Source organism: Bacteroidales bacterium (genome assembly GCA_016709865.1).
GTDB lineage: Bacteria > Bacteroidota > Bacteroidia > Bacteroidales > VadinHA17 > LD21.
In genome coordinates this window covers 446,985-473,244 of record JADJLX010000002.1, presented here as the reverse complement: position 1 = coordinate 473,244, position 26,260 = coordinate 446,985, and the positions used below count along the sequence as shown (strand labels likewise).

Annotated in this window: 21 protein-coding genes; all 21 read right to left on the bottom strand. The window is 41.6% G+C overall.

Annotated features, from left to right (window positions below):
• Nucleotides 1-48: 48 nt before the first annotated feature.
• Entirely contained in the window at nucleotides 49-801 is a 753-nt protein-coding gene (hisF, locus tag IPJ16_03940) for an imidazole glycerol phosphate synthase subunit HisF (protein MBK7626338.1), read from the bottom strand.
• Complete coding sequence (gene hisA, locus IPJ16_03935) at nucleotides 795-1,508, bottom strand: 1-(5-phosphoribosyl)-5-[(5-phosphoribosylamino)methylideneamino]imidazole-4-carboxamide isomerase (protein MBK7626337.1); 714 nt, start codon at nucleotides 1,506-1,508, stop codon at nucleotides 795-797. Before hisA ends, hisF begins: the two co-directional genes overlap by 7 nt.
• On the bottom strand, nucleotides 1,505-2,083 hold the full coding sequence (gene hisH, locus IPJ16_03930) for an imidazole glycerol phosphate synthase subunit HisH (GenBank protein ID MBK7626336.1): 579 nt from the start codon (nucleotides 2,081-2,083) through the stop codon (nucleotides 1,505-1,507). The genes hisA and hisH overlap by 4 nt, the downstream gene beginning before the upstream one ends.
• Nucleotides 2,080-3,168 carry a bifunctional histidinol-phosphatase/imidazoleglycerol-phosphate dehydratase HisB gene (gene hisB / locus IPJ16_03925; protein ID MBK7626335.1) on the bottom strand — a complete coding sequence of 363 codons (1,089 nt, stop codon included), beginning with the start codon at nucleotides 3,166-3,168 and terminating at the stop codon, nucleotides 2,080-2,082. Before hisB ends, hisH begins: the two co-directional genes overlap by 4 nt.
• Entirely contained in the window at nucleotides 3,165-4,196 is a 1,032-nt protein-coding gene (hisC, locus tag IPJ16_03920; protein ID MBK7626334.1) for a histidinol-phosphate transaminase, read from the bottom strand. The genes hisB and hisC overlap by 4 nt, the downstream gene beginning before the upstream one ends.
• Nucleotides 4,189-5,478, bottom strand: a complete 1,290-nt coding sequence (hisD, locus tag IPJ16_03915) for a histidinol dehydrogenase (protein ID MBK7626333.1) — start codon at nucleotides 5,476-5,478, stop codon at nucleotides 4,189-4,191. Before hisD ends, hisC begins: the two co-directional genes overlap by 8 nt.
• Nucleotides 5,478-6,335, bottom strand: coding sequence for an ATP phosphoribosyltransferase (locus IPJ16_03910; GenBank protein MBK7626332.1), 858 nt, complete (start codon nucleotides 6,333-6,335; stop codon nucleotides 5,478-5,480). Before IPJ16_03910 ends, hisD begins: the two co-directional genes overlap by 1 nt.
• A gap of 299 nt (nucleotides 6,336-6,634) precedes the next feature.
• Nucleotides 6,635-7,708, bottom strand: a complete 1,074-nt coding sequence (leuB, locus tag IPJ16_03905) for a 3-isopropylmalate dehydrogenase (protein ID MBK7626331.1) — start codon at nucleotides 7,706-7,708, stop codon at nucleotides 6,635-6,637.
• Nucleotides 7,698-9,248, bottom strand: a complete 1,551-nt coding sequence (locus IPJ16_03900; protein MBK7626330.1) for a 2-isopropylmalate synthase — start codon at nucleotides 9,246-9,248, stop codon at nucleotides 7,698-7,700. Before IPJ16_03900 ends, leuB begins: the two co-directional genes overlap by 11 nt.
• 11 nt (nucleotides 9,249-9,259) lie before the next feature.
• A complete protein-coding gene (leuD, locus tag IPJ16_03895; GenBank protein ID MBK7626329.1) occupies nucleotides 9,260-9,862 on the bottom strand; it encodes a 3-isopropylmalate dehydratase small subunit in 603 nt (200 codons plus the stop codon).
• A gap of 11 nt (nucleotides 9,863-9,873) precedes the next feature.
• A complete protein-coding gene (leuC, locus tag IPJ16_03890; protein ID MBK7626328.1) occupies nucleotides 9,874-11,289 on the bottom strand; it encodes a 3-isopropylmalate dehydratase large subunit in 1,416 nt (471 codons plus the stop codon).
• Between the two features lie 133 nt (nucleotides 11,290-11,422).
• A complete protein-coding gene (locus IPJ16_03885; GenBank protein MBK7626327.1) occupies nucleotides 11,423-12,916 on the bottom strand; it encodes a 2-isopropylmalate synthase in 1,494 nt (497 codons plus the stop codon).
• A gap of 27 nt (nucleotides 12,917-12,943) precedes the next feature.
• Nucleotides 12,944-13,990, bottom strand: a complete 1,047-nt coding sequence (ilvC, locus tag IPJ16_03880; protein MBK7626326.1) for a ketol-acid reductoisomerase — start codon at nucleotides 13,988-13,990, stop codon at nucleotides 12,944-12,946.
• Nucleotides 13,991-14,114: 124 nt separating this feature from the next.
• Nucleotides 14,115-14,675 (bottom strand): acetolactate synthase small subunit, encoded by a 561-nt coding sequence (gene ilvN / locus IPJ16_03875; protein ID MBK7626325.1) that lies wholly within the window; start codon nucleotides 14,673-14,675, stop codon nucleotides 14,115-14,117.
• Nucleotides 14,676-14,737: 62 nt separating this feature from the next.
• Nucleotides 14,738-16,477 (bottom strand): biosynthetic-type acetolactate synthase large subunit, encoded by a 1,740-nt coding sequence (ilvB, locus tag IPJ16_03870; protein ID MBK7626324.1) that lies wholly within the window; start codon nucleotides 16,475-16,477, stop codon nucleotides 14,738-14,740.
• Between the two features lie 12 nt (nucleotides 16,478-16,489).
• Nucleotides 16,490-18,316, bottom strand: coding sequence for a dihydroxy-acid dehydratase (ilvD, locus tag IPJ16_03865; protein ID MBK7626323.1), 1,827 nt, complete (start codon nucleotides 18,314-18,316; stop codon nucleotides 16,490-16,492).
• A 253-nt stretch (nucleotides 18,317-18,569) separates the two neighbouring features.
• Nucleotides 18,570-20,480 (bottom strand): glycoside hydrolase family 97 catalytic domain-containing protein, encoded by a 1,911-nt coding sequence (locus IPJ16_03860; GenBank protein MBK7626322.1) that lies wholly within the window; start codon nucleotides 20,478-20,480, stop codon nucleotides 18,570-18,572.
• Between the two features lie 166 nt (nucleotides 20,481-20,646).
• The gene (locus tag IPJ16_03855) at nucleotides 20,647-22,071 is read right to left on the bottom strand and encodes an alpha-L-fucosidase (GenBank protein ID MBK7626321.1); all 1,425 of its coding nucleotides are present in this window, start codon (nucleotides 22,069-22,071) and stop codon (nucleotides 20,647-20,649) included.
• A 26-nt stretch (nucleotides 22,072-22,097) separates the two neighbouring features.
• Nucleotides 22,098-24,659, bottom strand: a complete 2,562-nt coding sequence (locus tag IPJ16_03850) for a glycoside hydrolase family 95 protein (protein ID MBK7626320.1) — start codon at nucleotides 24,657-24,659, stop codon at nucleotides 22,098-22,100.
• Between the two features lie 209 nt (nucleotides 24,660-24,868).
• A complete protein-coding gene (locus IPJ16_03845) occupies nucleotides 24,869-25,156 on the bottom strand; it encodes a hypothetical protein (protein MBK7626319.1) in 288 nt (95 codons plus the stop codon).
• A gap of 40 nt (nucleotides 25,157-25,196) precedes the next feature.
• Nucleotides 25,197-25,862: a sugar phosphate isomerase/epimerase gene (locus tag IPJ16_03840; GenBank protein ID MBK7626318.1), complete on the bottom strand. Its 666-nt coding sequence runs from the start codon at nucleotides 25,860-25,862 to the stop codon at nucleotides 25,197-25,199.
• Nucleotides 25,863-26,260: the final 398 nt, after the last annotated feature.

Sequence of the window (26,260 nt, the reverse complement as noted above, 5' to 3'; positions counted from 1 at the left end):
AGAGGCCTTCGGCAAGCTCAGGCTATCACAGAGTTACACAGAGGTGTTTTATCTGACTGCAATGTTTTCATTTCTGAGGTATTTTTTTAAATCAGGAATAGTTATTTCACCGAAGTGAAAAATGCTGGCAGCCAGTGCTGCACTGCAATCCGAATTACAGAACACCTGTTTAAAGTGGTGCCTTGTTCCAGCCCCTCCTGATGCAATAACCGGGATATTGACACTTCTGCTTACATCACTCGTGATCTCAAGTGAGAAACCTGTCTTCATTCCGTCATTATTCATAGAGGTCAGCAGAATCTCGCCTGCACCCAGTTCTTCAACCCTCTGCGCCCAGTTTACTGTTCTCAGCTCAGTCGGAGTACGTCCACCATTGACAAAAACAATCCATTCATCATCAACAAATTTTGTGTCAATTGCTGCTACAATGCACTGATTTCCGAATTCGGCTGCTATTTCTGAGATGAGTTCCGGACGTTTCACAGCTGATGAGTTAACAGTTATTTTATCGGCTCCGGCTTTAACAAGTACGGCTACATCCTCCACATTATCAATACCTCCACCCACTGTAAAAGGGATATTTATTTCTGCTGCGATCCTCTCAACTAGTCCGGCCAGTGCTTTCCGGTTCTCAATTGTTGCAGTAATATCGAGAAATACCAGTTCATCTGCCCCCTGTTTTACATACTCTTTGGCCAGCTCAACAGGATCGCCGGCATCTCTCAGGTTAAGAAAGTTTACTCCTTTTACTGTTCTTCCGTCTTTAATATCGAGACACGGAATTATTCGCCTTTTTAACATAGTCTGCCTAATTCTTTCAATGTTATCTTCCCTTCATAAACAGCCTTTCCTATAATTGCTCCTTCGCAACCGGCCTCTCTGAGTTCATGTATATCAGCTAATGAGGAGATACCACCGCTTGCAATAAGTTTGATCTTTACCTTTTCAAGAATCTCCTTATACAGATCAGTGGATGGTCCCTGAAGCATACCGTCCTTTTTAATGTCGGTACAAACTGTATATTTAACTCCTTTTGACCGGTATTCTCTGATAAAGTTAATAATGTCAATATCAGAGTTTTCAAGCCACCCTTCAGTAGATACTTTTCTGTCGATACAGTCTGCTCCAAGGATAAGCTTTTCCTGTCCAAGTTTCTTTAGCCAGTCAACAAACAGCTCTGGTTCGTTCGCAGCGATGCTTCCAAGGGTAACCTGTCTGGCACCTGCACTCAGGACTGAGATGATATCTTCATAAGATCTGAGTCCTCCGCCAAAATCAATTTTAAGATTGGTCTTGCCTGCAATTTTCTGAAGAAGTACCAGGTTTTCTATTTTCTTGTTTTTGGCCCCGTCAAGATCGACAAGATGAAGATATTTTATCCCGTTGTCCTCAACCATTTTTGCAACTTCCAGGGGATCTTCATTATATACTTTTTTTGTACTGAAGTCACCGCGTGTAAGCCTTACACATTTTCCGCCTATAATATCAAGTGCTACTATTATTCTCATAATTCCAGGAAGTTTTTAAGGATCAGTTCTCCGACTTCAGCCGATTTCTCAGGATGAAATTGTGTGGCATAGAAATTCTCTTTTTGCATACTCGCACTGAAGGGAAGTATGTAATCGCATGTAGCGGATGTTGAGGAACAGATTTCTGCATAATAGCTGTGTACATAATATACATCATCATCCGGTGAAATATTCCTGAAAAGATCTCCTTTCAGAGTAAGAAAATTATTCCATCCCATGTGCGGTATTTTTTCAACCTTCGGAAAAAGCCTTACATCAGCATCAAATATTCCAAGGCACCTGGTGTCTCCTTCTTCAGTATAGCGGCACATCAGCTGCATACCAAGACAGATGCCAAGCACAGGATTAGTCAATGATACAATTGTTTTGTCGAGACCTCTTTCTGTAAGGTACTTCATCGCTGAACTTGCCTCGCCAACTCCCGGAAATATTACTTTATCAGCGTTTTTCAGCTCATCAGGATCATCAGTTATTATGCTGTCAAATCCAAGACGGGTCAATGCGTTCTGCACTGATTTGATGTTTCCTGCATTATATTTCAGAATTGCAATCATAGGCTCCCTTTAGTTGATGGCAAGTTAAAGTTATCTGTCTGTTTTACCGCATTTTTTATTGCTTTTGCGAATGCTTTGAAAATTGCCTCTATTTTATGGTGTTCATTCTCACCTTCAGCTTTTATGTTGAGGTTACATTTCGCATTGTCGCTGAACGACTTAAAGAAATGAAAGAACATCTCTGAAGGTAATTCGCCTACCTTTTCTCTTGTAAAATTTACATCCCAGATGAGCCATGGCCTTCCTCCGAAATCGAGAGCAACCTGTGCCAGGCAATCGTCCATTGGCAATACAAAGCTGTATCGCTCAATACCCTTTTTCCCGCCAATAGCTTTAAGTATCGTCTCTCCCAGGGTTATTGCAACGTCTTCCACGGTATGATGTTCATCAATATTGAGGTCACCTTTTACTTTTATTTCCAGATCGATGTTTCCATGACGTGCGATCTGTTCGAGCATATGGTCGAAGAAGCCGATACCGGTATCAATTCTGCTTATACCTGATCCGTCAAGATTGAGCTCAATCAGTATATCAGTTTCCGATGTTTTTCTCACAGTTTTTCCAGTACGGGGGATCTGTTTCAGAAATTTGTAAATCTCATTCCAGTCGGTGGTAGATAAAGAAGCTTCCTGAACCTGGCTGTTACCAATAAAGATTGCTTTGCATCCGAGATTTTCAGCCAGCTTAACATCAGTAAGTCTGTCACCGATAACATACGATGATTCAAGATCTATTCCCTGAGAAAGGTATTTCACCAGCATAGCAGTTCCAGGTTTTCTTGTTGGAGCCATTTGTTCAGGTGTAGTCTTATCGATAAAAATCTCTTTAAACACAACTCCTTCACCCTTAAGTATTTCAAGCATTTTATTGTGTACAGGCCAGAATGTTTCCTCAGGATGAATATCAGTTCCAAGACCATCCTGATTTGTAACCATTACCAGTTCGAAATCAGTCTCTCTGGCAATTTTTGACAAGCAGGTAATGGCTGAGGGCAGGAAAGTCAACTTCTCAAAACTATCCACCTGTTCATCTGCAGGTTCAATGATTATGGTGCCATCCCTGTCGATAAAGAGTACTTTTTTCATATTGAAATTGTATTTAATGCTTTCAGAAGGCAGTCGTTTTCTGTTTTTTTTCCGATAGTAATACGTAAGCAGTTTTTTACCACGCTGTGTCTGTTTCTGATTATTATATTTTCGCTTACCAGTCTGTTATAAACCGCAGTAGAGTCTTTTACTTTAATGAGTACGAAGTTAGCATCAGTTGGGTATATCTCTTCTGCTATTTTCATTTTCTTAAGGGTATTTATTACCCTTTCTCTTTCTTTCCTGATACCTGCAATCTGTTTTTTAACTTCGCCTGTTAATGTGAGCTTCCTTAAGGCAGCATTCTGATTGATTGTACTTATATTATACGGCGGCTTAAGCTTGTTAAAATATTGAATTACAGACTTATTCATAAATGCCATACCTACTCTTACTGCGGCCAGACCAAATGCTTTACTGAAAGTCTGCATTACTATAAGGTTAGGATACTTCTCTACAATATTCAAAAATGAAGGCTTATCGCTGAAATCTATGTAAGCTTCATCAATTACCACAATGCCATTGAAACTCCTGATTATAAATTCCACATCTGAATATTTCATGGCATTTCCAGTAGGGTTATTCGGAGAGCATACGAAAATGAGCTTTAGGTTTTTATCAGTCAGATGAGTCTTTGCTGCTGCAAGGTCGATCTGGAACTTTTCATTAAGCGGGACCTTAATTACTGTTATATCATTAACAGCAGCCGATACCTCATACATTCCGTATGTGGGAGTAAAGGTCAGGGCTTTATCAGTCCCCGGGTTGCAGAATACCCTGAAGCACAGGTCTATAATTTCGTCACTTCCATTTCCCAGGAAAATGTTTTCCTCAGAAATACCTTTTATCTCTGAAATTGCAGCTTTCAGTTCCTTCTGATAGGGATCGGGATATCTGTTAAGTTTTCCGTATGGATTTTCATTTGCATCCATAAAAACTCCATTCTTTCCCTTGAACTCATCCCTTGCACATGAGTAGGGTGTCAGATTTAGAACATTTTCCCTGACAAGTGTCTTAATATCAACCATTTTTTAAGCTTTTTAATCTTATACTGACTGCATTCTTATGTCCTGAAAGATTCTCCGCTTCAGCCATGATTTCAATAGCTGGTCCCAGGATTTCCAGGCCATCTGCGGTGATTTCCTGAAATGTTATTTTTTTCATGAAACTATCAACTGAAACTCCGCTGTAATTTCGTGCATATCCGTTTGTAGGCAGAGTATGGTTTGTGCCTGATGCATAGTCTCCTGCACTTTCACAGCTATATTTACCAAGAAATACTGATCCTGCATTTATTATTTTATCTGCTATTTTATTAGCATCACTTGTGCTGATTATAAGGTGCTCCGGGGCATAGGCGTTGCTGAAGTCAATGCATTCATCAATATCTCCTAATAGTATATATCGACTGTTTTCCAGGGCTTTTAAGGCTATCTCTTTTCTCGGCAGTTGCATTACCTGTTTTTCAACTTCACTTTTAACTTTATGTATAAGTTCCTGATTATCAGATAGCATAATAACCTGACTATCAGGTCCATGCTCTGCCTGCGAAAGGAGGTCGGCGGCAATGAATTCTGCGTCAGCATTTTTATCTGCAATGACAAGAACTTCACTTGGTCCGGCCGGCATGTCAATAGCTGTCCCTTCGAGCTGTACAAGTTCTTTTGCCTTTGTAACATACTGATTTCCGGGTCCGAAAATCTTATACACTTTTGGAATGGTTTCAGTACCACAAGCCATTGCAGCTATAGCCTGAGCACCTCCGGCTTTGTATATTTCACTTATCCCTAACAACTTAGCTGTAAAGAGTATAACAGGATTGATTTTGCCATTAATGCCTGCAGGTGTGCATACAACAATCTGATTGCAGCCGGCTAATTTTGCAGGTATGCCCAGCATAAGCAGAGTCGAAAAGAGGGGAGCGCTGCCTCCCGGAATGTAAAGACCCACTTTTTCAATTGCAACACTTTTTCTCCAGCATTTTATCCCTTCAGAGATCTCAACAACCGGTTCCTGTGAGAGCTGTACTGAATGGAATTTCTCAATGTTCTTTTTAGCAGCTATGATTGCCCTTTTAAGTTCTTCTGAAATAAGGCCTTCAGCTTCAATTACTTCGACTAATGATGCCTTTATATTTCCTGCAGGAGTACCATCAAATTTTTGGGATAGTCTCTGAAGAGCTCTGTCTTTCTCCAACCTTACACTGCTAATGATCTCCTTTACCTGAGTTTCGAGTACGGAGGTATCAATTCCGGGACGAGTGCACAGCATGTTCCAGTCAGACCTTTGAGGATTTAAAATAATCTTCATTACAGTATCATTTTTTCAATTGGAATCACAAGGATACCTTCTGCGCCGGCCTGTTTGAGCTGGTCAATTCTTTCCCAGAACTCGTCCTCTTTAACGACAGAGTGCAGACTGCACCAGCCTTTTTCCACCAAAGGTACAATCGTAGGGCTCTTCATCCCGGGTAGGATTGAACAGATTTTCTGAATGGCAGATTCGGGTGCATTGAGAAGAATATATTTGTTTTCATTTGCGTTCTTTACTGACCTGATCCTGAAAATCAGCCTTTCCAGAATTGCTTCTTTTTCCTTATCCAGGTTTTTATTGCTTATTATTACAGCCTGGCTTTTCAGAATAGTTTCCACTTCGTGTAATCCATTGGTAAGCAGAGTACTGCCTGAGCTGACAATATCACAAACGGCATCAGCCAATCCAATTCCGGGGGCTATCTCAACACTGCCACTGATCTCTTCAATCTCAGCTTTGATATTATTTTTTTGCAGGAAATCGGTAAGGATCCTCGGGTAGCTGGTTGCTATCTTTTTATTCATGAAATATTTAACCCCCGGGTAAGAATCCTCCTTTGGGATAGCAAGACTCAGCCTGCACTGGGCGAATCCAAGTTGTTCTATTATTGTAACGTTTTTATTCTTTTCGAAGACCATGTTCTCGCCAAGAATACCAATGTCAGCCACCTGCTGCTCAACATATTGCGGAATGTCGTCATCCCTGAGAAAAAGAAGTTCGACAGGGAAATTTTTTGCCGAGGTTTTTAAAACGCTGACACCGTTAGAAAATTTTATTCCGCACTCCTCGAGAAGTTTTTTAGAATTTTCGCTAAGTCTGCCGCTTTTCTGAATTGCAATTTTAAGTTTACTCATTTTAGTGTTTCCGTATATGTCTGAGCAAACCTTTCGGGAAAATAAAAACCCGTCTGATCTGCTCAGACGGGTTTATGATATTTTTATATACACACATATCATTATCTCCTCGCCTGAGAGCAAGTATGATGATGATGATGTATGGAATTGTTGATCATTTCTTTAAAATTTGAATGCAAAGATACAGAAAAATTAATAAAAAATATAAAAACTGATAAAAAAGTGATAAAACCCCTGGAGATACTGCCCCCAAACCCCCCTGAAGGGGGGCTTTAAACAGGATCCATTCTAAGCCCCCTTTAGGGGGTTTGGGGGCTAATAAAGTTTGCAATCCAGTCGCCTACTTCTGATGTGGATCTTGGTTTCTCCTTGTTAAGATCGACAGTAACATAATCAGCCTCAATTGATTTCTCAACTGCAGATACTATGGCTTCCGACTCCTTTTTCAGTCCGAATGCAAGATCGAACATCATAGCTGCTGAGAGAATTGTTCCGAGGGGGTTTGCAATATTTTTGCCTGCAGCCTGGGGATATGAGCCATGAATAGGTTCAAAGACTGATGTAAGAAGTCCGACTGAAGCGGAAGGAAGCAATCCAAGTGAACCGGTGAGGACACTGGCTTCATCGGATAATATATCTCCGAACATATTTTCTGTTACAATAACATCGAATTTAGCCGGCCACTGAATGAGCTGCATGGCTGCATTATCAACGAACATATAATCCATTGTCACTTCACTGTATTCTTTGCCGACTGCGGCAGCTGTTTCTCTCCACAACCTTGATGTTGCAAGAACATTGGCCTTGTCAACAACAGTGACTTTCTTTGAACGTTTCATTGCATACTCACATGCCAGTCTGACAACACGTTCTATTTCATAGCGGCTGTAGACACATGAGTCATAAGCTGTATTACCATCCTCAGATCTTCCCTGGGGTTTCCCGAAATAAATGCCACCGGTAAGTTCTCTAATCATCATAATGTCAACACCCTGTACTAGTTCTTTCTTTAACGGTGATTTGTCGATAAGTGACGGGAAAGTGGATACCGGCCTGACATTTGCATAAAGTCCGAGTTCTTTTCTCATAGCAAGTAATCCCTGTTCGGGACGAACCTTAGCGGCAGGGTTATTATCGTATTTAGGATCGCCTATTGCACCGAACAAAACAGCATCAGACGATTTGCAGAGTTCCAGAGTCTCTGCAGGTAACGGATTACCTGTTTTGTCAATTGCTATAGCCCCGACAAGAGCATGGTTAAAAATAAAATTATGGTTGAATTTTTTTCCGACAGCGGATACAACTTTTTTTGCCTGTTCTATTATCTCCGGACCGATTCCGTCGCCGGGTAATACTGCGATCTTAAAATCCATTCGTTACGTTTGTTAATATATTATCACCTACTGTTTTCTGTTCTAGATTCTCAATAATATTAAGCATCCTTTCGGTAGCTTTTATTGCCGATTCAGTCTGATCTGCATCGAGACCTTTTGTTTTGAATTCCTTGCCGTTGAAGTCCCATGTAATTACTGTTTCCACAAATGCATCAGTTGCTCCTCCCGGAGGTATAGATACCTGATAATCGGTAAGTGCGGGATATTGTTTTCCGAGTTTGTCATAAATCAATCTCAGTGCTTTCATAAAAGCATCGTACTGGCCATCGCCCGAAGAGGTCTCCTGATATAGATTGCCATCTATCTCAACCTGAATATTTGCTGAAGGTTTCAAGCCGTAGGATAGGGACAATGAATAGTTTTTTATGAATATCTTATAGTTGATCTGATCACTGCCAAGCACATCGGCAATGATGAACGGAAGGTCTTCCGGAGTAACATTCTCTTTTTTGTCTCCGAGTTCAATAACTCTCTGAGTCACTTTTGAAAGCGATTCGGGATCGAGGAAAAGACCGAAATCTTCAAGGTTCCTTTTAATAGTTGCTTTTCCCGATTGTTTTCCAAGTGCATACTTCCTTTTTCTTCCAAAACGTTCAGGAAGAAGATTATTATAATAAAGGTTGTCTTTGTTATCGCCATCGGCATGTATTCCCGAGCACTGAGTAAACACATTTTCACCGATTACAGGTTTGTTAACCGGGATTCTGATACCGCTGAATGTTTCTACTATTTTACTTGTATTGGTAATTTCAAATTCATTCACACCTGTTTCTGCGTGAAGCTGATCGCGGAGAACACCAATCACACTGGAGAGAGGTGCATTTCCTGCTCTTTCTCCCAACCCGTTAACAGTAGTATGAATGCCTTTTACACCTGCTTTGACTGCGGAATAGACATTGGCAACAGCCAGATCATAATCGTTATGTGCATGAAAGTCAAAATGAAGATTCGGGTACCTGTCTACAGTCTGTTTGCAGAAATCATAGGTTTGTTCTGTATTAAGGATGCCGAGAGTATCCGGAAGCATGAATCGTACGATATTCTCATCTTTTAATGCATCGAGCATGAAGAATACATATTCGGGTGAATTGATCATACCGTTCGACCAATCCTCGAGGTAAATATTTACATCCATCTCAAGAATATCAGCTTTACTGATAATTCCCTTAATGTCAGAAACATGCTGTTCGGGTGTTTTTCTTAATTGTTTTTCTAAATGTCTTAATGAACCTTTACACAGAAGATTAACAACTTTTCCACCTGCATCATTTATCCAGTTCAGTGAGATATCACCATCAACAAAGCCTAATACTTCAACCTTCCTGTGAAGATTATTATGCCTGGCCCATTCTGTAATTTTATTCAGAGCCTCGAATTCTCCCGATGACACTCTGGCCGATGCTACCTCAATACGGTCGACTTTCAGATCCCTGAGAAGGAGCTTTGCTATATGAAGCTTTTCGAGAGGTGTATAAGACACCCCTTGTGTTTGTTCCCCATCCCTCAGGGTGGTATCCATTATTTCAACTCTCATTTCACCAGATTTTTATTTTTTTCATAGCTTGTTATCTGACTCTTCATGCTCAGAAGAAAGTCGATATCATCAAGTCCTTTAAGAAGACACTCTTTCTTATAAGGATTAATTGAGAACTTTACGGTATCTCCGGTTGAAAGTACTGTAAGTGATTGTTTATCAAGATCTATCCTGACTTTTTCTGATGGGTTTTTCAGTATTGATTCCTGAAGTTTTTTTAGAAACTCATCAGAAACAACTATAGGTAGCAAGCCGTTATTCAGGGAATTATTCATAAAAATATCGGCAAAGAAGCTTGATATAACGGCTCTGAAACCGTAATCAAAAATTGCCCATACAGCATGCTCCCTGCTCGATCCGCTTCCGAAGTTTTTTCCGGCTACAAGAACTTTACCTCCGAATTTAGGATTATTGAGTATGAACTCACTATTCTTCTCTCCGCTCTTCAGGTATCTCCAGTCGCGGAAAAGATTATCGCCGAAACCCTCTCTTGAGGTGGCACTAAGAAAACGAGCCGGTATGATCTGATCGGTATCAACATTTTCCAGTGGTAAAGGAACGCATGTTGACTCAAGAATATCGAATTTTACTTTTGCCATATCAGATTATTTTAAGCTTTTGAATTAGAAAGAAAGTCTCTTGGATCAGAAATCTTACCGGTAATTGCGGCGGCTGCAGCTGTCAGAGGACTGGCAAGCATAGTGCGCGCACCCGGTCCCTGTCTGCCTTCAAAATTTCTGTTCGAGGTTGATACAGCGTATTTCCCGACAGGAATTTTATCCTCATTCATAGCAAGGCATGATGAACAACCCGGTTGTCTTACCTCGAATCCTGCTTTTTTATATATATCTATCAGTCCTTCTGCAACCATCTGTTCTTCAACTTTTTTGGAGCCTGGAACAATCAGTGCGGTTACATTGTCTGCTTTTTTCCTCCCTTTAATTATTTCAGCAAAGGCCCTGAAATCTTCAATTCTGCCATTTGTGCAGCTTCCGATAAATACATAATTTATTGGATGTCCAAGAAGTTTCATTCCCGGTTTAAATCCCATGTAATCAAGAGATTTGATAAAAGAAGCAGATGCTTTTTCATCTTTTACCTCAGACAAGGGTATAGTGCTGTCTATAGCCATACCCATTCCCGGGTTTGTGCCATAGGTGATCATCGGTTTTATAGCTGCAGCATCAAAAACCAGCTCTTTATCAAATACAGCATCCTCATCGCTCTTCAGATATTTCCACTCCGCAATAGCCCTGTTCAGGTTTTCAACATCCCTTACTGCGGGAAGCTTCCTAAGGTAGTCGAAGGTGATTTCGTCGGGAGCTATCAATCCGCCGCGTGCGCCCATCTCAATACTCATGTTACAGATAGTCATTCTTGCTTCCATACTGAGGCTGGTGATTGCCCGACCGCAATATTCAACAAAATAACCTGTCGCACCGCTTGCAGAGATCTCCGCAATAATGTACATGATAATGTCTTTGGAAGTAACTCCTTTCTGAAGCTTGCCATTAAGGGTAATCTTCATTTTCTTAGGCTTTGGCTGAAGGATACACTGAGTGGCAAGAACCATTTCAACCTCGCTTGTTCCGATACCAAAAGCAATTGTTCCAAAAGCACCATGCGTGGATGTATGGCTGTCGCCACACACGATTGTCATTCCCGGAAGGGTATATCCAAGTTCGGGACCTATAACATGCACTATTCCGTTTTTGGAATGGTTCAGACCGAATAATTCGATTCCGTGTTTCTTGCAATTTTCGGTGAGCCTTTCTACCTGGTTACGCGATAACTCATCGCGAATCTGCATGTGCTGATTCTGTGTCGGGATGTTATGGTCGGCAGTAGCAAGTGTTTTATCGGGTCTGAATACAGGGATCCCGCGTTCCTTCAGGCCATTAAATGCCTGAGGACTTGTTACTTCATGTATGAAGTGCCTGTCGATATACAGAACATCGGGGCCATCTTCTATGGAGCGCACCACGTGGCCGTCCCAGATTTTATCAAAAAGTGTTTTTGCTTTCAATTTTTCATCTTTTTCTCTGTGTCACTCTGTGTCTTCTCAGTGTCTCTCTGTGTAACTTTTTTAAGAACTTACACAGAGTCTCACCCCTTATTGATTAAGGAGTTACACAGAGGGAATTAATCAATATGTTACTCTATTGTATTTTAGCAAGAGCATCAATAAATGCTTCAACAGAAGCTGTTATAATATCAGTATTTGCTGAGAAGCCATAGTACATTTTGCCCTGATGTTCAACCTGTATGTGCACCTTACCCAGGTCATCACTGCCTTTGGTAATAGCCTGTATAAGAAATTCCTCGAGATGTACTGTCTTGCTGATCAGTTGTTTAACTGCAGTAAAAGAGGCATCTATTGGGCCATTGCCTGATGATGTTGCATAATGAACCTCACCATTTATTTTCATGCCAACAGTAGCTACAGGAATCAATGATTTGCCGCATGAGACCTGAAGCAGATCGAGTTTCATTGACTTTTCACCCTGGAAAACCTCACCGGCGAGAATCCTGATATCCTCATCGTTGATATCTTTCTTCTTATCAGCAAGAGTGAGGAAGCGGTGGTAAATATCATCAATCTCTTCCTTGCCAAATTTAAAACCAAGGAGTTCAAGCCTGTGGTTCAGGGCAGCTCTGCCGCTTCTGGCAGTCAGGATTATTGAAGACTCTTTTATACCAACTTCAACAGGATCAATTATTTCGTAGTTTTCCCTGTTTTTCAGAACACCGTCCTGATGAATACCAGAAGAGTGAGCGAAGGCATTTCTTCCAACAATTGCTTTGTTGGCCTGAACAGGCATACTCATAAGTGTTGAAACGAGCCTGCTGGTACTGTATATCAGTTTTGTATTGATATCTGTGCGAAGATTGAGATTATGGTGGCTTTTTATAATCATGGCAATCTCCTCGAGCGAAGTGTTTCCTGCCCGTTCGCCAATACCATTAATAGTTACCTCAACCTGGCGTGCACCGTTAATAATACCCATCATTGTATTGGCAGTAGCCATTCCAAGATCGTTGTGGCAATGTGTAGAAATAATTGCTTTGTCGATATTCGGAACATTATCTCTCAGATACTTAATCTTTTGTCCATACTCCTCAGGGAGACAGTAGCCTGTTGTATCAGGGATGTTAACTACTGTAGCACCAGCTTTTATAACTGCTTCAATTACTTTTGCAAGGTATTCGTTTTCACTTCTTCCTGCGTCTTCTGCATAGAACTCAACATCATCAACAAATTTTCTTGCATATTTAACAGCATCAGCAGCTCTTTTTATAATCTCCTCAGGAGTTGTCTTGATTTTATACTTAATATGGAAGGATGAGGTTCCGATACCAGTATGAATCCTCTTCCTTTTTGCATATTGAAGAGCCTCTGCAGCAACCTCAATATCTTTTTTGACAGCCCTTGTGAGTGCACAAATCACCGGATTTGAAACTGCCTTTGATATTTCAACAACCGACTTGAAATCGCCGGGACTTGAGATAGGGAAGCCGGCTTCGATGACATCGACTCCCAGGGCTTCTAGAGCCTGGGCGACTTCAATCTTTTCAATTGTGTTTAACTGGCATCCGGGTACCTGTTCACCATCTCTCAGGGTGGTATCGAAAATAATGACCTTATCGTCCATGTTCTGTATATTATTTGTAAAAAATTATTACTTGATTGGTCTCAGTTTTCTCACTGCAGCACCAGCTCTCCACATCTCTGAATTGCCAAGTTCTCCAAGTTCCTTGTCAAGTACTTCTTTGTAGTTTGGTGCACCGGTAGATTTCAGAACCCTTACACATTCTTCACCTGATTTGACTTTGTTATAAAGGTCGGTGAAGACAGGCAGAGTTGCAGCTTTAAACTTGGGTCTCCAGTCGAGTGCTCCGCGCTGTGCTGTGGCACTGCAATTCGCATACATCCAGTCCATTCCTTTTTCGTCGACAAGACGGATAAGGCTCTGTGTCAGTTCCTCAACTGTCTCATTGAAAGCTTCAGAAGGGCTATGTCCGTTTTCGCGTAATACCTGGTACTGTGCATCCATTATACCGGCAAGTGCACCCATCAGTACACCACGTTCTCCTGTAAGATCGCTGTAAACTTCCTGTTCAAATGTAGTAGGGAAGAGGTAACCTGAGCCAATTGCTATTCCGAGAGCTATTGTACGCTCTTCAGCTCTTCCTGTGAAATCCTGGAATACCGAATAGCTTGAGTTAATACCTGCACCTGCAAGGAAATTGCGTCTTACACTAGTGCCTGAACCTTTCGGGGCAACAAGAATAACATCAACATCTGCCGGAGGAATAACTCCTGTATGTTCTTTGTATGTAATGGAGAAACCATGCGAGAAATAGAGAGCATCTCCTTTCTTTAAACATGGTTTCAGAACCGGCCATAAAATTCTCTGGGCAGCATCTGAAACAAGGTATTGAATTACAGTTCCTTTTTTTACAGCCTCTTCAATAGGGAAGAGAGTTTTTCCGGGAACAAATCCATCCTTTACAGCTTTGTCCCAATCGGCTTTAAACTCGGGTGCCTGTCCGATAATGACATTAATGCCGTTATCTTTCATATTAAGAGCCTGGGCTGGTCCCTGTACTCCATATCCGATAACTGCTACCACCTCATTTTTAAGAACTTCGCGGGCTTTTGCAAGTGAAAATTCTTCTCTTGTTACTACATTTTCCACAACGCCGCCAAAATCAATTTTTGCCATGATGTTAATTATTAAGTTTGATTAATACATTTCTTATTTTCTTATTTTTTGCCCCCCACCCCCCCTGAAGGGGGGCTAAGCCTGCTTTGAATTATACCCCCTTTAGGGGGAAGGGGGCACTTATTTAGTTAAGTATTTCTATTTTTTCTGATTTGAACCTGTTTGCCTCATCCATCTCTTTCAGATATGATGTAAGCTCTTTAACCTGTTTTGTAATTGCAACCCTTCCCGACCTGGCAAACTGAAGAACACCATATGGTTCAAGCTGGGTGAGCAAGTCAGTAATTTCTGTCTTGTGACCGGTCTTCTCAATTACGATATATTCAGGAGATACCTCAAGGATCCTTGCATGATGAGCCCTTACTACATGGTCAACAATATTGCCCGACATAAGTCCTTTTGTCGGAACTTTAAAGAGAGCAATTTCCTGATAAATTATCTGGTCGGAAGTATGTACAAAGACCTTTAATACATCGATCAGTTTTTCCATCTGCCTTGCCACCTTCTGGATCATTTCAGGAGTTGTTTTTACTACAATAGTAAGTAGTTGGGCTCCTTTTACGGCTGATTCAGATGCAGTTATACTTTCGATGTTTATCTGCCTTCTGGTGAGTATTATTGTTATCTGTCCGAGTATCCCGATGTGGTCCTCGGTAAAAACTGATATTGTAAATTCCTGTTGCATAATCTTGGTTTTATTTTCTGCCCCCCATCCCCCCTAAAGGGGGGCTTGTCAGGACCTGATATTTAATAAGTTAATCTGATTTCTGATACTGATTTGCCTGGTTCTACCATCGGGAAGACATTTCCTTCTTTCTGTACTTTAATTTCGAGCAGGTAAGCGCTCTTTGATTCGATCATTTCGGTAAGTGCATCCTTCAGATCCTCTCTTTTCACAACTTTTTTTGCAGGGATTCCAAATGCTTTGGATATCATTACGAAGTCGGGATTTGTGAGCTCTGTCGAAGCATACCTTTTTTCAAAGAACATATCCTGCCATTGGCGGACCATTCCCAGAAAATCATTATTAAGAATGATAATCTTTACCGGTATCTTATATTGAAGTATCGTTCCCAGCTCCTGCATTGTCATCTGGAATCCGCCATCGCCAAGAAATGTAATCACTTCCTTATCCGGGTGTCCAAGCTTTGCTCCAATACCTGCAGGTAATCCGAAACCCATTGTTCCCATTCCGCCAGATGTTACCCAGCTGTTTGGATTCTTATATTTATAGTAGCGTGCTGCATACATCTGATTCTGCCCAACATCGGTAACAACAATTGCTTCCCCCTGTGTGAGGTCAGAAACCATGCTGACTACCTCGCCCATACGGATTGCACCTTTTTCGGGTTTCGTTTCAGGCTTTATTACTTTATCATATTCCTCTTTATCACAGATTCTGAATTCCCTGATCCATTTTTCGAAGGAGTTTGGTTTAACCAGAGGGATCAGATAATTAAGGACCTCTTTGGCATCATTATGAATCTCTACATCTACTGCTACATTCTTATTAATCTCAGCCTGGTCGATCTCAATATGTATGATTGTCGCCTGTTTGGCATATTTTTTAAGATTACCGGTAACACGGTCATCGAAGCGCATTCCGATTGCAATTATGAGATCAGCCTGGTTTGTAAGCAGGTTTGGACCATAATTTCCATGCATACCAAGCAACCCAGCAAAGAGCCTGTGTCCGGTAGGGAATCCAGAAATTCCCAGAAGCGTTACGGCAACCGGTATTCCTGTTTTTTCTGCAAAAGACTGAAGCTCCTTTTCAGCCCCTGAAAGAAGAATTCCATGTCCGGCAAGGATCAACGGCCGTTCTGCATGATTTATCATTATAGCTGCTGACTCAATTGGCTTCTTATTCAGAGGGACATGGGGATTATAGCTCCTTAAATAATCACATTTTTTGTATTTGAAATCGAGTTTTTCAAGCTGTGCATCCTTTGTTATATCGATAAGAACTGGTCCCGGACGCCCTGTTGTTGCTATATAAAATGCTTTTGCAATTACTTCCGGAATGTCTTCAGCCTTTTTCACCTGGCAGTTCCATTTTGTTACCGGCATGGAGACACCTATGATATCTGTCTCCTGAAATGCATCGGTACCAATAAGGGTTGAAACAACCTGGGCTGTAATGAAAACTGTTGGTACTGAATCGAGAAACGCATTGGCTATACCTGTTACGAGGTTAGTTGCTCCCGGACCGGAAGTCGCAAAACAGATGCCTGGTTTACCGGTGACCATTGCATAGGCCTGTGCTGCATGGGCCGCGCCCTGCTCATGACGGGTAAGGTAATGACTGATTCTTCCTTCAAAGTCGAGGAGTGTATCATAAATAGGCATTATAGCTCCTCCGGGATAGCCAAAAACAGTATCAACACCTTCTTCAACCAGACAGTTTAAAAGAGCTTCTGCTCCTGTAATGTGTTCGTGACCATTAACCTGCGCTTTTGCAGTTTCCTTTTGTTTTACAGTCTTCATATAATCAATTTTCTATATTAACCTTATTGCACCCAGATCGGCTGAGCTTACGTTTGCCGCATATGCTCTGAGGGAGGCAGGAATTATTCTGTTTCTGTTTACCGGTTTATAGGCTTTATCACCTCTCGATTTCTCTTCTTTTTCTCTCTTCATCAATTCTTCTGGTGAAAGAAGGACATTAATTTTTCTTTCTGAGATTTTGATTTCAATTTTATCACCTGTTTTTATAAGTGCAAGCTCCCCGCCGGCTGCTGCCTCCGGAGAAATGTGTCCAATAGAAAGTCCGGACGTTCCACCGGAAAAACGGCCATCTGTTATCAAGGCACATGCTTTACCGAGTCCTTTAGATTTCAGGTATGAGGTTGGATAAAGCATCTCCTGCATTCCGGGTCCGCCTTTTGGACCTTCATATCTGATAACTACCACATCACCCGCTTTAACCTTATCTGTAAGTATTCCTTCAACAGCATCATCCTGTGATTCATAGACAATTGCATTTCCTGTAAATGTGAAAAGCGATTCATCTATCCCTGCTGTTTTAACAATACATCCTTTACCTGCAATGTTTCCATATAACACAACCAGCCCGCCATCTTTACTGTAAGGGTCTTTAACTGATCTGATACATCCATTTTTTCTGTCTGTATCTAGTTCCCGGTAAAAAGTATCATGAGAACCCATCTTAAGATTTTTAACGAGCGACGGAGCGCTTCTGAAAATATTGTATGCTTCTTCTGTAGCTTGTCCGCCCATAATATCCCAATCGGCAATCGCTTTTTTAAGAGAAGGGTAGTCAACTCTTTTGACTGAAGTATCAATCAGGTTCCCGCGTTCAAGTTCGCCCATGATCCCCAGAATACCACCTGCATGGTTTACATCCTGAACATGATACTGTGAACTTGGAGCGACCTTGCATATATTAGGGATCTTACGTGATAGATTATCAATATCCTTCATAGTAAAATCAACACCTGCTTCCTGTGCAATAGCTAGAAGATGGAGAACTGTATTTGTTGAGCCTCCCATAGCTATATCGAGCGACATTGAATTCATGAATGCTTCTCTTGTGGCTATTGATCGCGGAAGAACTGAACTGTCGCCCTCATTATAATACCTGTTTGTAAGCTCAACAATCAGTGCGGCTCCTTTCTCAAATAGTTTTACCCTGTTCTGATGTGTCGCAACAACTGTTCCGTTTCCCGGAAGTGAAAGACCCAGTGCCTCAGTCAGACAGTTCATCGAGTTTGCTGTGAACATACCTGAACATGATCCGCAGGTAGGACAGGCAGCTTTTTCTATTTCATCAAGATCACTGTCGCTTATAGAATCATCTGCACCCGCAACCATTGCATCAACAAGGTCGAGTGATTTATTTTTGAATTTTCCGGCCTCCATAGGACCTCCGGAAACAAAAACGACAGGGATGTTTATTCTCATAGCTGCCATCAGCATTCCAGGAGTGATCTTGTCGCAATTGCTTATACAAATCATGGCATCTGCCAGATGCGCATTCACTACATATTCAACACTATCAGCTATAAGTTCCCTGGAAGGAAGGGAGTAGAGCATTCCATCGTGACCCATGGCGATGCCGTCGTCTATCGCAATGGTATTAAATTCTGCTGCAAAAAGACCTCTTTTCTCTATCTCTTTCTTTACCACCTGTCCGATTTCATGAAGATGTGCATGTCCCGGCACAAACTGAGAAAATGAGTTTACAATTGCAATTACGGGTTTTCCCATCTGTTCTTCAGTCATCCCGTTGGCACGCCACAGACTCCTGGCTCCTGCCATATTTCTGCCGGTAGTTGTTTTTGAGCTCCTGAGTAAATTCTTCATGTAAAAATCCCTATTTAAAAAAATAGCTTCCCGGTTCCCCGGAAAGCTTCTGTATATTTATAGTAATACATATTATTCCCGGTTCATGATCGCTTGATAATGAGGAGGAGGACAATAATATGGATTAAAGATATTCTCACTTTATTTATTTTAAAATGTCGCACAAATGTATCCAAATTTTTAATAAATCAAACAAAAAGTGCTTTTTATTATCATTTTTGTTAGGTATTTCCTGAATAAAGGTTAACCTTATTTATTGTTTTAGAGTAAATCTCGTCATAAATCCGCCACCTTCTCCTAATGTAATATCTATTGTATCATTCTGGTTTGCAGAACCATTAATGACGATAGCTGAAGCCGGATTATCTTCATCATCATGCAGAACAAGAGTGTTATAATTGCCATTTCCAAGAAATGAAAGAGGTATTTTAACAGTTCTGGCACTAAGTCCGTTTAAGATTGAAAGAAACCATGCTGATCCTTTTCTCTGGGCATAAATTGCCAGTTCTCCTATTTCTGAAGGAGCAAGTACTATTGTTTCATCCCACACAGAAGGAATGCTCTTTATCATTTCAGCGCACGTGTTTTCGAGGATATGTGCTGGTGTGGAAGCATATGTAATAACCGGTGCAGAATAAATTGCAGCAGTAGCCACCTGATGAACCCATGTAGTGTTCTTCCGCCTTTCACCGAAGTGAGTTACGGAATAATCTGCCGGACCGGCCAGCATTCTTGTAAAAGGGATAGTGGTCTCATGAGTTGCCCTGTCTGTCAGTTTGCTTGCCTCCATCCCCTTTACAGATTCATAGATTAAGATGTTGGGCCATGTACGTGAGAGCCCTGTTGGTTTATTTGCACCATGAAAAATCAAAACAAGCTTTAATGCTGCAGCTTCCCTTGCAATAGTCTCATATAAATCGATAACTTCCTTAGCCTCATGGTCAAAGAAATCTATTTTTAATCCGGCAATTCCAAGTTTATTGCATCGCTGAAACAATTCCTTTCTTGCCACCTGATCGTAAAGAGTATTTGAATGTTTCCATACTATAATTCCAACACCAAGTTCCTTTGAATAATCAACAAGTGCTTTAATAGAATCATCAGGCCAGCGGCTCCAGAAACCTTCGAGTATGTTGTATTCAAATCCCAGTTCAGCAGCTTCTTTAGAGAATTTCTTCATAACTGACAACGTTCCGTCTCCTCCGCCATCAAGGTATTTCCATACTGCACGACCCGGCCTGACCCATTCATTCTCAATGCCTGCAGGGAATAATTTCTTGTCCGGAGGGGGGCATAGGTTCTGTATTACATCACTGTTAATCATAGTGTTAAGATCGAAACCTGCAATGATTACTCTCCATGGTGTTGTAATTGTTCCTTTAATCTCAGCAATCTTTGAAAGCCTTTCAACATCTTCCTTTTTATAGCGTAAAATATAAGGATAAGATGGCGGATGACTATGACCAAGTCGAAGTGTAAATCCGTTCTTTCCGTCAGTCTGCAAAGCCATACCTGCATAATTTACCAGGTTGGCCTCGGAGATTGCCAGATAACCTTTACCATCTTTCAGTTTTACCATCAGGGGAGGAGCAGTCCACTCACCTGATGGAATTGTGTCTATTAGTTTATTTTCATGAATCCCCTCATAATGCATGTAGAGGTCGTGATACCATGCGGTGCTTCCTGCGGGAACTTTAAAAATAGTTGCTTCATCAGGTTTTCTTGATGTTTTCTTTTTTCCAGGCACTATGAAACGGAAAGCTACGGCATCATTAAAGACCTTTGCTTCAAGCGAATACTTAATACCTGATTCAATATGTGAAATCGCTATTGTTGCGGCATTATAATAGTCTCTTGCAACTGAATGCAATCCCCACAAGGGATAAGACTCATGTGAACTGTAATTTTTTATTTTTCCACTTTTAACTCCGTTTGTTATTTCGATACCATCTACTGACATTATTAATGGTGAAGGTTCAAGAATCTGGGTGCCATTCATCTTTACAGACAAAAAAATCTGATCATTTTCTGTAGCAATAAGGCACTGCAGTTTGCCATCGGGACTAGTCAGATTGAGTTTCACCGGATCTGAAAAGACCCTGGGTAATGATGAAACTAATCCTGTAATCAGCAGGAAGAAGAATTTAGCAAGAGTTTTTTTCATGATTAATTCATTTTTCATCCTTAATCTATGTAAAATACTGGCTATAAGTTTCTTATTCATTTTCCTCTGTGGCTCTCTGTGTCTTCTCAGTGTCTCTCTGTGTAAGTTCTTAAAGAAGTTACACAGAGCTACACAGAGTTTTTCACAGAGTTACACAGAGCAAATACTATTTATAAAGTTCTGCTGCTGTTTTTCCAACAACTGTTCCTTTCACTTCAACTTTTATTACTGAAGCTATCGGATCCGGCGCAGACTTTGGAAGAGTAAGTGTCAAAACTCCATCCTTTGAAGTAATGGCATTAACCTTTACACCATTAGCCAGAAGCGCTGCTGAGGCAACTTTATTTGAGATACCGGCAATTGTAAGTTTACCGTCAACAGGCCAGTTAAAAACTGAGAAATAGAGAGTCGTCCCATTTTTTGACTCTTTCTTAGTGCAACGACCCCAGTCGAACAAGCCCCAGGGACTTGCTTTGGTTCCATATACAGCTTCTCCGTTAACTTTCATCCATGCTCCCATTTTAGAAAGTATGTCAATACTCTCCTGAGGAAACTCTCCAAGATCGGTAGGACCGACATTAAGCAGGAAGTTACCGCCTTTCGAGGCAATATCCAGCAAGTTGCGGATTAGAGTCTCCGGAGTTTTATAATTGTGGTCGTAGCTCTTATATCCCCATGTTCCGTTCATTGTCATGCAGGTCTCCCAGTCTGTTCCGTCGAGATCCTTCAGGTTGGGAATTCTCTGTTCAGGTGTTTTGTGATCGCCCTGGAAATTGGGTCTTTTTAACCTGTCGTTGGTTATAATATTCGGCTGAATGGCAAGCTGGGCCTGAAGTTTCGTTGCTGCATCATCAGTCATATTTGTTGGTGTATCCCACCATAGAACTGCAACCTCACCATAGTTTGTAAGAAGTTCCTTAACCTGCGGAACGGCTACATCGTCAATATACTGATCGAATGTTTTCTTTTCCTGAGCCGGATCCCAGTGACCTTTATGCTCTTTTGTGTAAGCATCGATTATTACTGAATCGGGATTTGCCCAGCCCTCTTTCATTGGTCTGCGGGCAGCTGATCCGCCGGGATTATTCCAGTCCTGTGCCTGAGAATAATAGAAGCCCAGTTTTATGCCATATTTTTTACAGGCTTCTGCAAGGGGTTTCAGAAGGTCTTTGCCGTATACTGTTGCATCCACAACATTCCATTTGCTTGCTTTTGTTTCAAACAAGGCAAATCCGTCGTGGTGCTTTGATGTAATTACAATATATTTCATTCCTGCATCTTTTGCCATTCTGACCCAGGCATCCGGATCGTATTTTACAGGATTGAAATTCTTTGCCATGCGCTGGTAATCGGCTACCGGAATTTTTCCGCGGTTCATTATCCATTCACCAATGCCACCAATTTGTCTGCCATCCCATATGCCGGCAGGCAGTGCATAGACCCCCCAGTGGATGAACATTCCGAATCGTGCTTCGCGCCACCATTCCATCCGTTCGTCGTTGGTCAGAACTTTTGGAGCAGTAGTCTTCTGAGCTAAAAGGCTCTGAAATACCAGCAAAAATGCTGTCAGTACAATCATAATCTTTTTCATATTTCCTTTTTTAGTATTTTGTAGTTCTATTCCTTAATAATAGTGTATGTTTTTCCCTTTTCGGTCATGAAATCTATAATAAATCCCTCCTTAACAGTTAATTCCTGCAATGGAATTTTATTGTTTTTAATAATCTCAGGAGCAGAGTTCAGTGTATAAAAGCTATTAGGATTATTGCCGGTTCCTTTTGAAGAACTTACTTCAGCCACCTTTACAGGAACATTTGTTCTTACCCTGCAGTTGCCACCGAGTTCAGAAAGGATTATTGCTTTTGAAAGTGAATTGTTTTTCCATTCCATATTAACCGTGAATACTCCTTTTGCTTTAAGGCCGCTTACATTTCCATCGGGCCATTCTGAAGGGAGAGCCGGCAGAAGACTTATATATCCGTCATAACATTGTAGGAGCATTTCTGTAATCCCGGCAGTACCTCCGAAGTTCCCGTCTATCTGGAACGGAGGGCAGCCGTCAAAAAGGTTCGGATATGTTCCCCCGCCTTTATAGGAGGGATTTTTTGGTCCTATATATGTAAGTCCCTCTTTTAGTATTTTGAGTGCATGATCCCCGTCTTCAAGTCTTGCCCACCAGTTTATCTTCCATGCCATCGACCATCCTGTACTGACATCTCCTCGATGTATCATTGATTGTTTTGCCGCGGCTGCCAGATCAGGGGTCCGGAACGGACTAATCTGTGTTCCCGGGAAGAGGCCAAAGAGGTGGGAGAGGTGCCTGTGTTTATCTTCCGGATTGTCGAGATCGAGAAACCATTCCTGTAGCTGACCGTATTGTCCGATATGATAAGGGTAAAGTCTGCTCAAAGCATCTGAGAGTCTTGATTTATATTCAGGTTCAATATTCAGGATTTCAAGAGTGCGGATACAATTTGTAAACAGATCTCTGGTTATTGCCATGTCCATAGTTGAAGCCATGCTAACCTCCAGCGTTTTTCCATCTATTGTGAAAGTATTTTCAGGAGAAGAAGATGGATTTGTTACAAGAAAACCATCAGGGCTTTCAACCAGCCAGCCAAGAAGAAAATCTGCTGCTCCTTTCATCAGTGGCCAGGCAGTTTCTCTAAGAAACTTTTCATCACCGGTATATTCGTAATGGCGAAACAAATGCTGACTGAACCAGGCTCCTCCCATTGGCCAGCACGACCATCGTGGTGCCCCTCTGGGATCCCAGTTTCCGCCTCCGGCCGGACTGGTTTTTGCCCATATATCAGAATTGTGAAACACACACCAGCCATCTATGGCGAAATTGGTTTTTGCAGTTTTAGTTCCATTGGCTGCAAGGCTGGCTATAAAATTGATTAGCGGTGTATGGCATTCTGAAAGGTTAGTATTTTCAGCCAGCCAGTAGTTCATCTCGGTATTAATATTTGTTGTGTAATTGCTTCCCCACGGAGGTTGGACCAGATCATTCCATAAACCCTGCAGGTTGGCAGGAATTGACTGATCGCGTGAAGAAGATATTAAAAGATACCTGCCGAACTGATAATATAATGCCTGAAGCTGATTATCACTTTTACTCGAGTTGAACCGGAGAAGCCTGTCGTCGGTAGGAAGCATTACAGCTTCTTTTTCGATACCAATGTTAATAGATACTCTGTCAAACAGATTCCTGAAGTCTGCCAGATGTGCACTTTTTACATCTTCATATTGTTTTTTTGATACAGCCTCAAGTAAAGAATTGGCTTCAACAGACGGATCTTTACCTTCCAGTCCCGGTGATTTATCGAATCCGTTATAACTGGTCGCAGTAACAACATATAGTGTGACTTTATCGGCATTTGTTACAATAATCTTATTATCAATAACTTCTGTTGTGCCGCCTGAATTTTTTAACCGAAGTTTGATTTCGAAGTTCATGCCCTCCCCGTCATTCTCATTATATCCTACCTGAACAGGTTCATCGTTACGATGAGCGACATGATAAGGTGCCTTGCCTGTTAATGTAAGGGAGTTATCAGAAGATGATTCAACCGTATATCTCAATTTGCTTTTAAGTGAGACATCGAATGAGAGAGATTTCTTCTTTGATGCTGTTAAATTAATAACAATAGCTTTGTCGGGATAACTCACAAATGCCTCACGAGTGAACTTTACTCCTGAACTATTGTAGGTAACGGTGGATATTCCTTTCTGAATGTTAAGGTCACGATAGTATTCTGACGCAATTGTATCCTGAAGATTCATTTTGATATAAAGATCTCCCATAGGCAGGTATCTGGCAGAGTAGGGGCCATGAATTTTCTTCCACTCTTCTCCAGCTTTAGCGTAATCTCCTTTAAATACAGCATCACGAGTTTTCTTAAGGATCTCCGGACCGTCGGGGTTATTGCCGCTTTCAGGATAACCTGACCAAAGTGTAAGATCATTCAGCTGAAACCTCTCTGTTATGATCCCGCCAAAAACCATCGCACCTGTTTTTCCATTTCCAAGGGGCAGAGCCTCTTCCCATATTGTTGCGGGCCGGTCGTACCATAGCTTCAGATTGTGGTCGTCGGCACTCTTTTTACACGACGTGATGATTAAAAGTGAACCGATTGTCAGGACAAGGATTCGGTTAAATAGCTCTCCCCTCATTTTTAAGGAGGGTGGCTCAATTATCTGTTTTTTTATGCAAAGTTAATTTACCGCCAGGGTGGAAAAGAATTAATTCCTGTCATTCATTATCTTTGTATTCTATAAGAGTCTAATAAAATCAACCACCTTGGCCGAAATGAACTATGTAAAGGTCTGATAATTAGTCGTCCCGGCCACCCCTCCTTCAAAAGGAGGGGAAATCTATAGTCCTACCTAAACTGCTTCACATACTCCAGAAATACCTTTGCCGCCTTATCAAGGTTTTCAACAGATCCCCCGCCTTCAAGCACCTCGCACATTTCGTAGGTTATATAGCCCTGATAGCCTATTTCTTTGAGTGTATTGATAAACGATTTATAGTCGAGAAAGCCCTGACCAATTGGGACAGCTCTCATCTGAGATTCCATTTTTGTATAATTAGTCTGATTCAGATCATATCTGAAACGGGGAAGCTCTTTATAATCAGCTGTAGTAGTATGCACAATATATGGTTTCATGGTCCTTACTGCCTGCTTTATTTCTTCCGGGCTAAGGCCTTCAAGGGTAGGGGACCAGCAATCGAAAGCAGCTTTTAACATTTGGAAGATTGATCTCATCGAGCAGCCATTTCATTGCCTCGTGGTGGAGAGCTATATCGTGATGGTTCTGGATTGCGAGTGTTATTCCATAGGAAGCGGCAATTTTTCCTGCCATTTTAAGTCCGTCTACAACAAGGGAATACTGTTTGTCATATGGAACATCCGGCCTTTCGTATCCGGTATAGACTCTGACCATATTAGTACCGAGGTCGCGGGCCATTCGTGCCAGTTCACCAATATATATTGCCTGAATCTCGGTATTCGGGATCCCGGCTTTATCTACTCCGGCGGTGAAGTCACAATATCCGGCAAGACAGACCAGTTCCAGTCCCAGTTCTTTAATTCTTGCTTTCAGTTTCTGGCGGGCTGCATCGTCATAATCAATCAGAGAGACATGCGGTTTTTTTGCAGCCAGCATAACACCGTCGAATCCAAGTTGTTTTGCTTTTACCAGGAACTCATCAACTGTAAGAGTTGCCTGTCCGCGCCAAATGCCCATATAACTCACCGAGTGCAGACAAGTCTTTACTTTGAAGTCGGCAGGATTACCTGTTGGAACTTTCTGTCCGTTAACGACAACGGCTAAAAGAACAAATATGACCGTGAATAGAGTAACTTTTTTCATAATCAGGTTGGTTAGGTTGATTAAGGTATAAATATATGATATTGGAGGAAGAAGTCAAAATTTATCGGATACTGCATCATACCTACACCCCCTCGGCCTTCGGCCACTCCCCCCGGGAATCCTGCATCATTCGTTGACCCCCTCGGCCTTCGGCCACTCCCCCCGGCGGGGGGAGGAATTTCTGCACTTATGAGGAATTCTCTTAATTGCAGGAATTTTCTCCCCTCCCAGGGGAGATGCCCGAAGGGCAGAGGGGTTTGGCAATAATAGTCAAACCTCTCCGGGGAGATGCCCGAAGGGCAGAGAGTTTTCCATACCTTATTATATATACAAACACCAAAATCCTCCGGTTCAAAAAAAAAAGAAATAATATTTTGTTAAAATTTGTTAAGGATTAA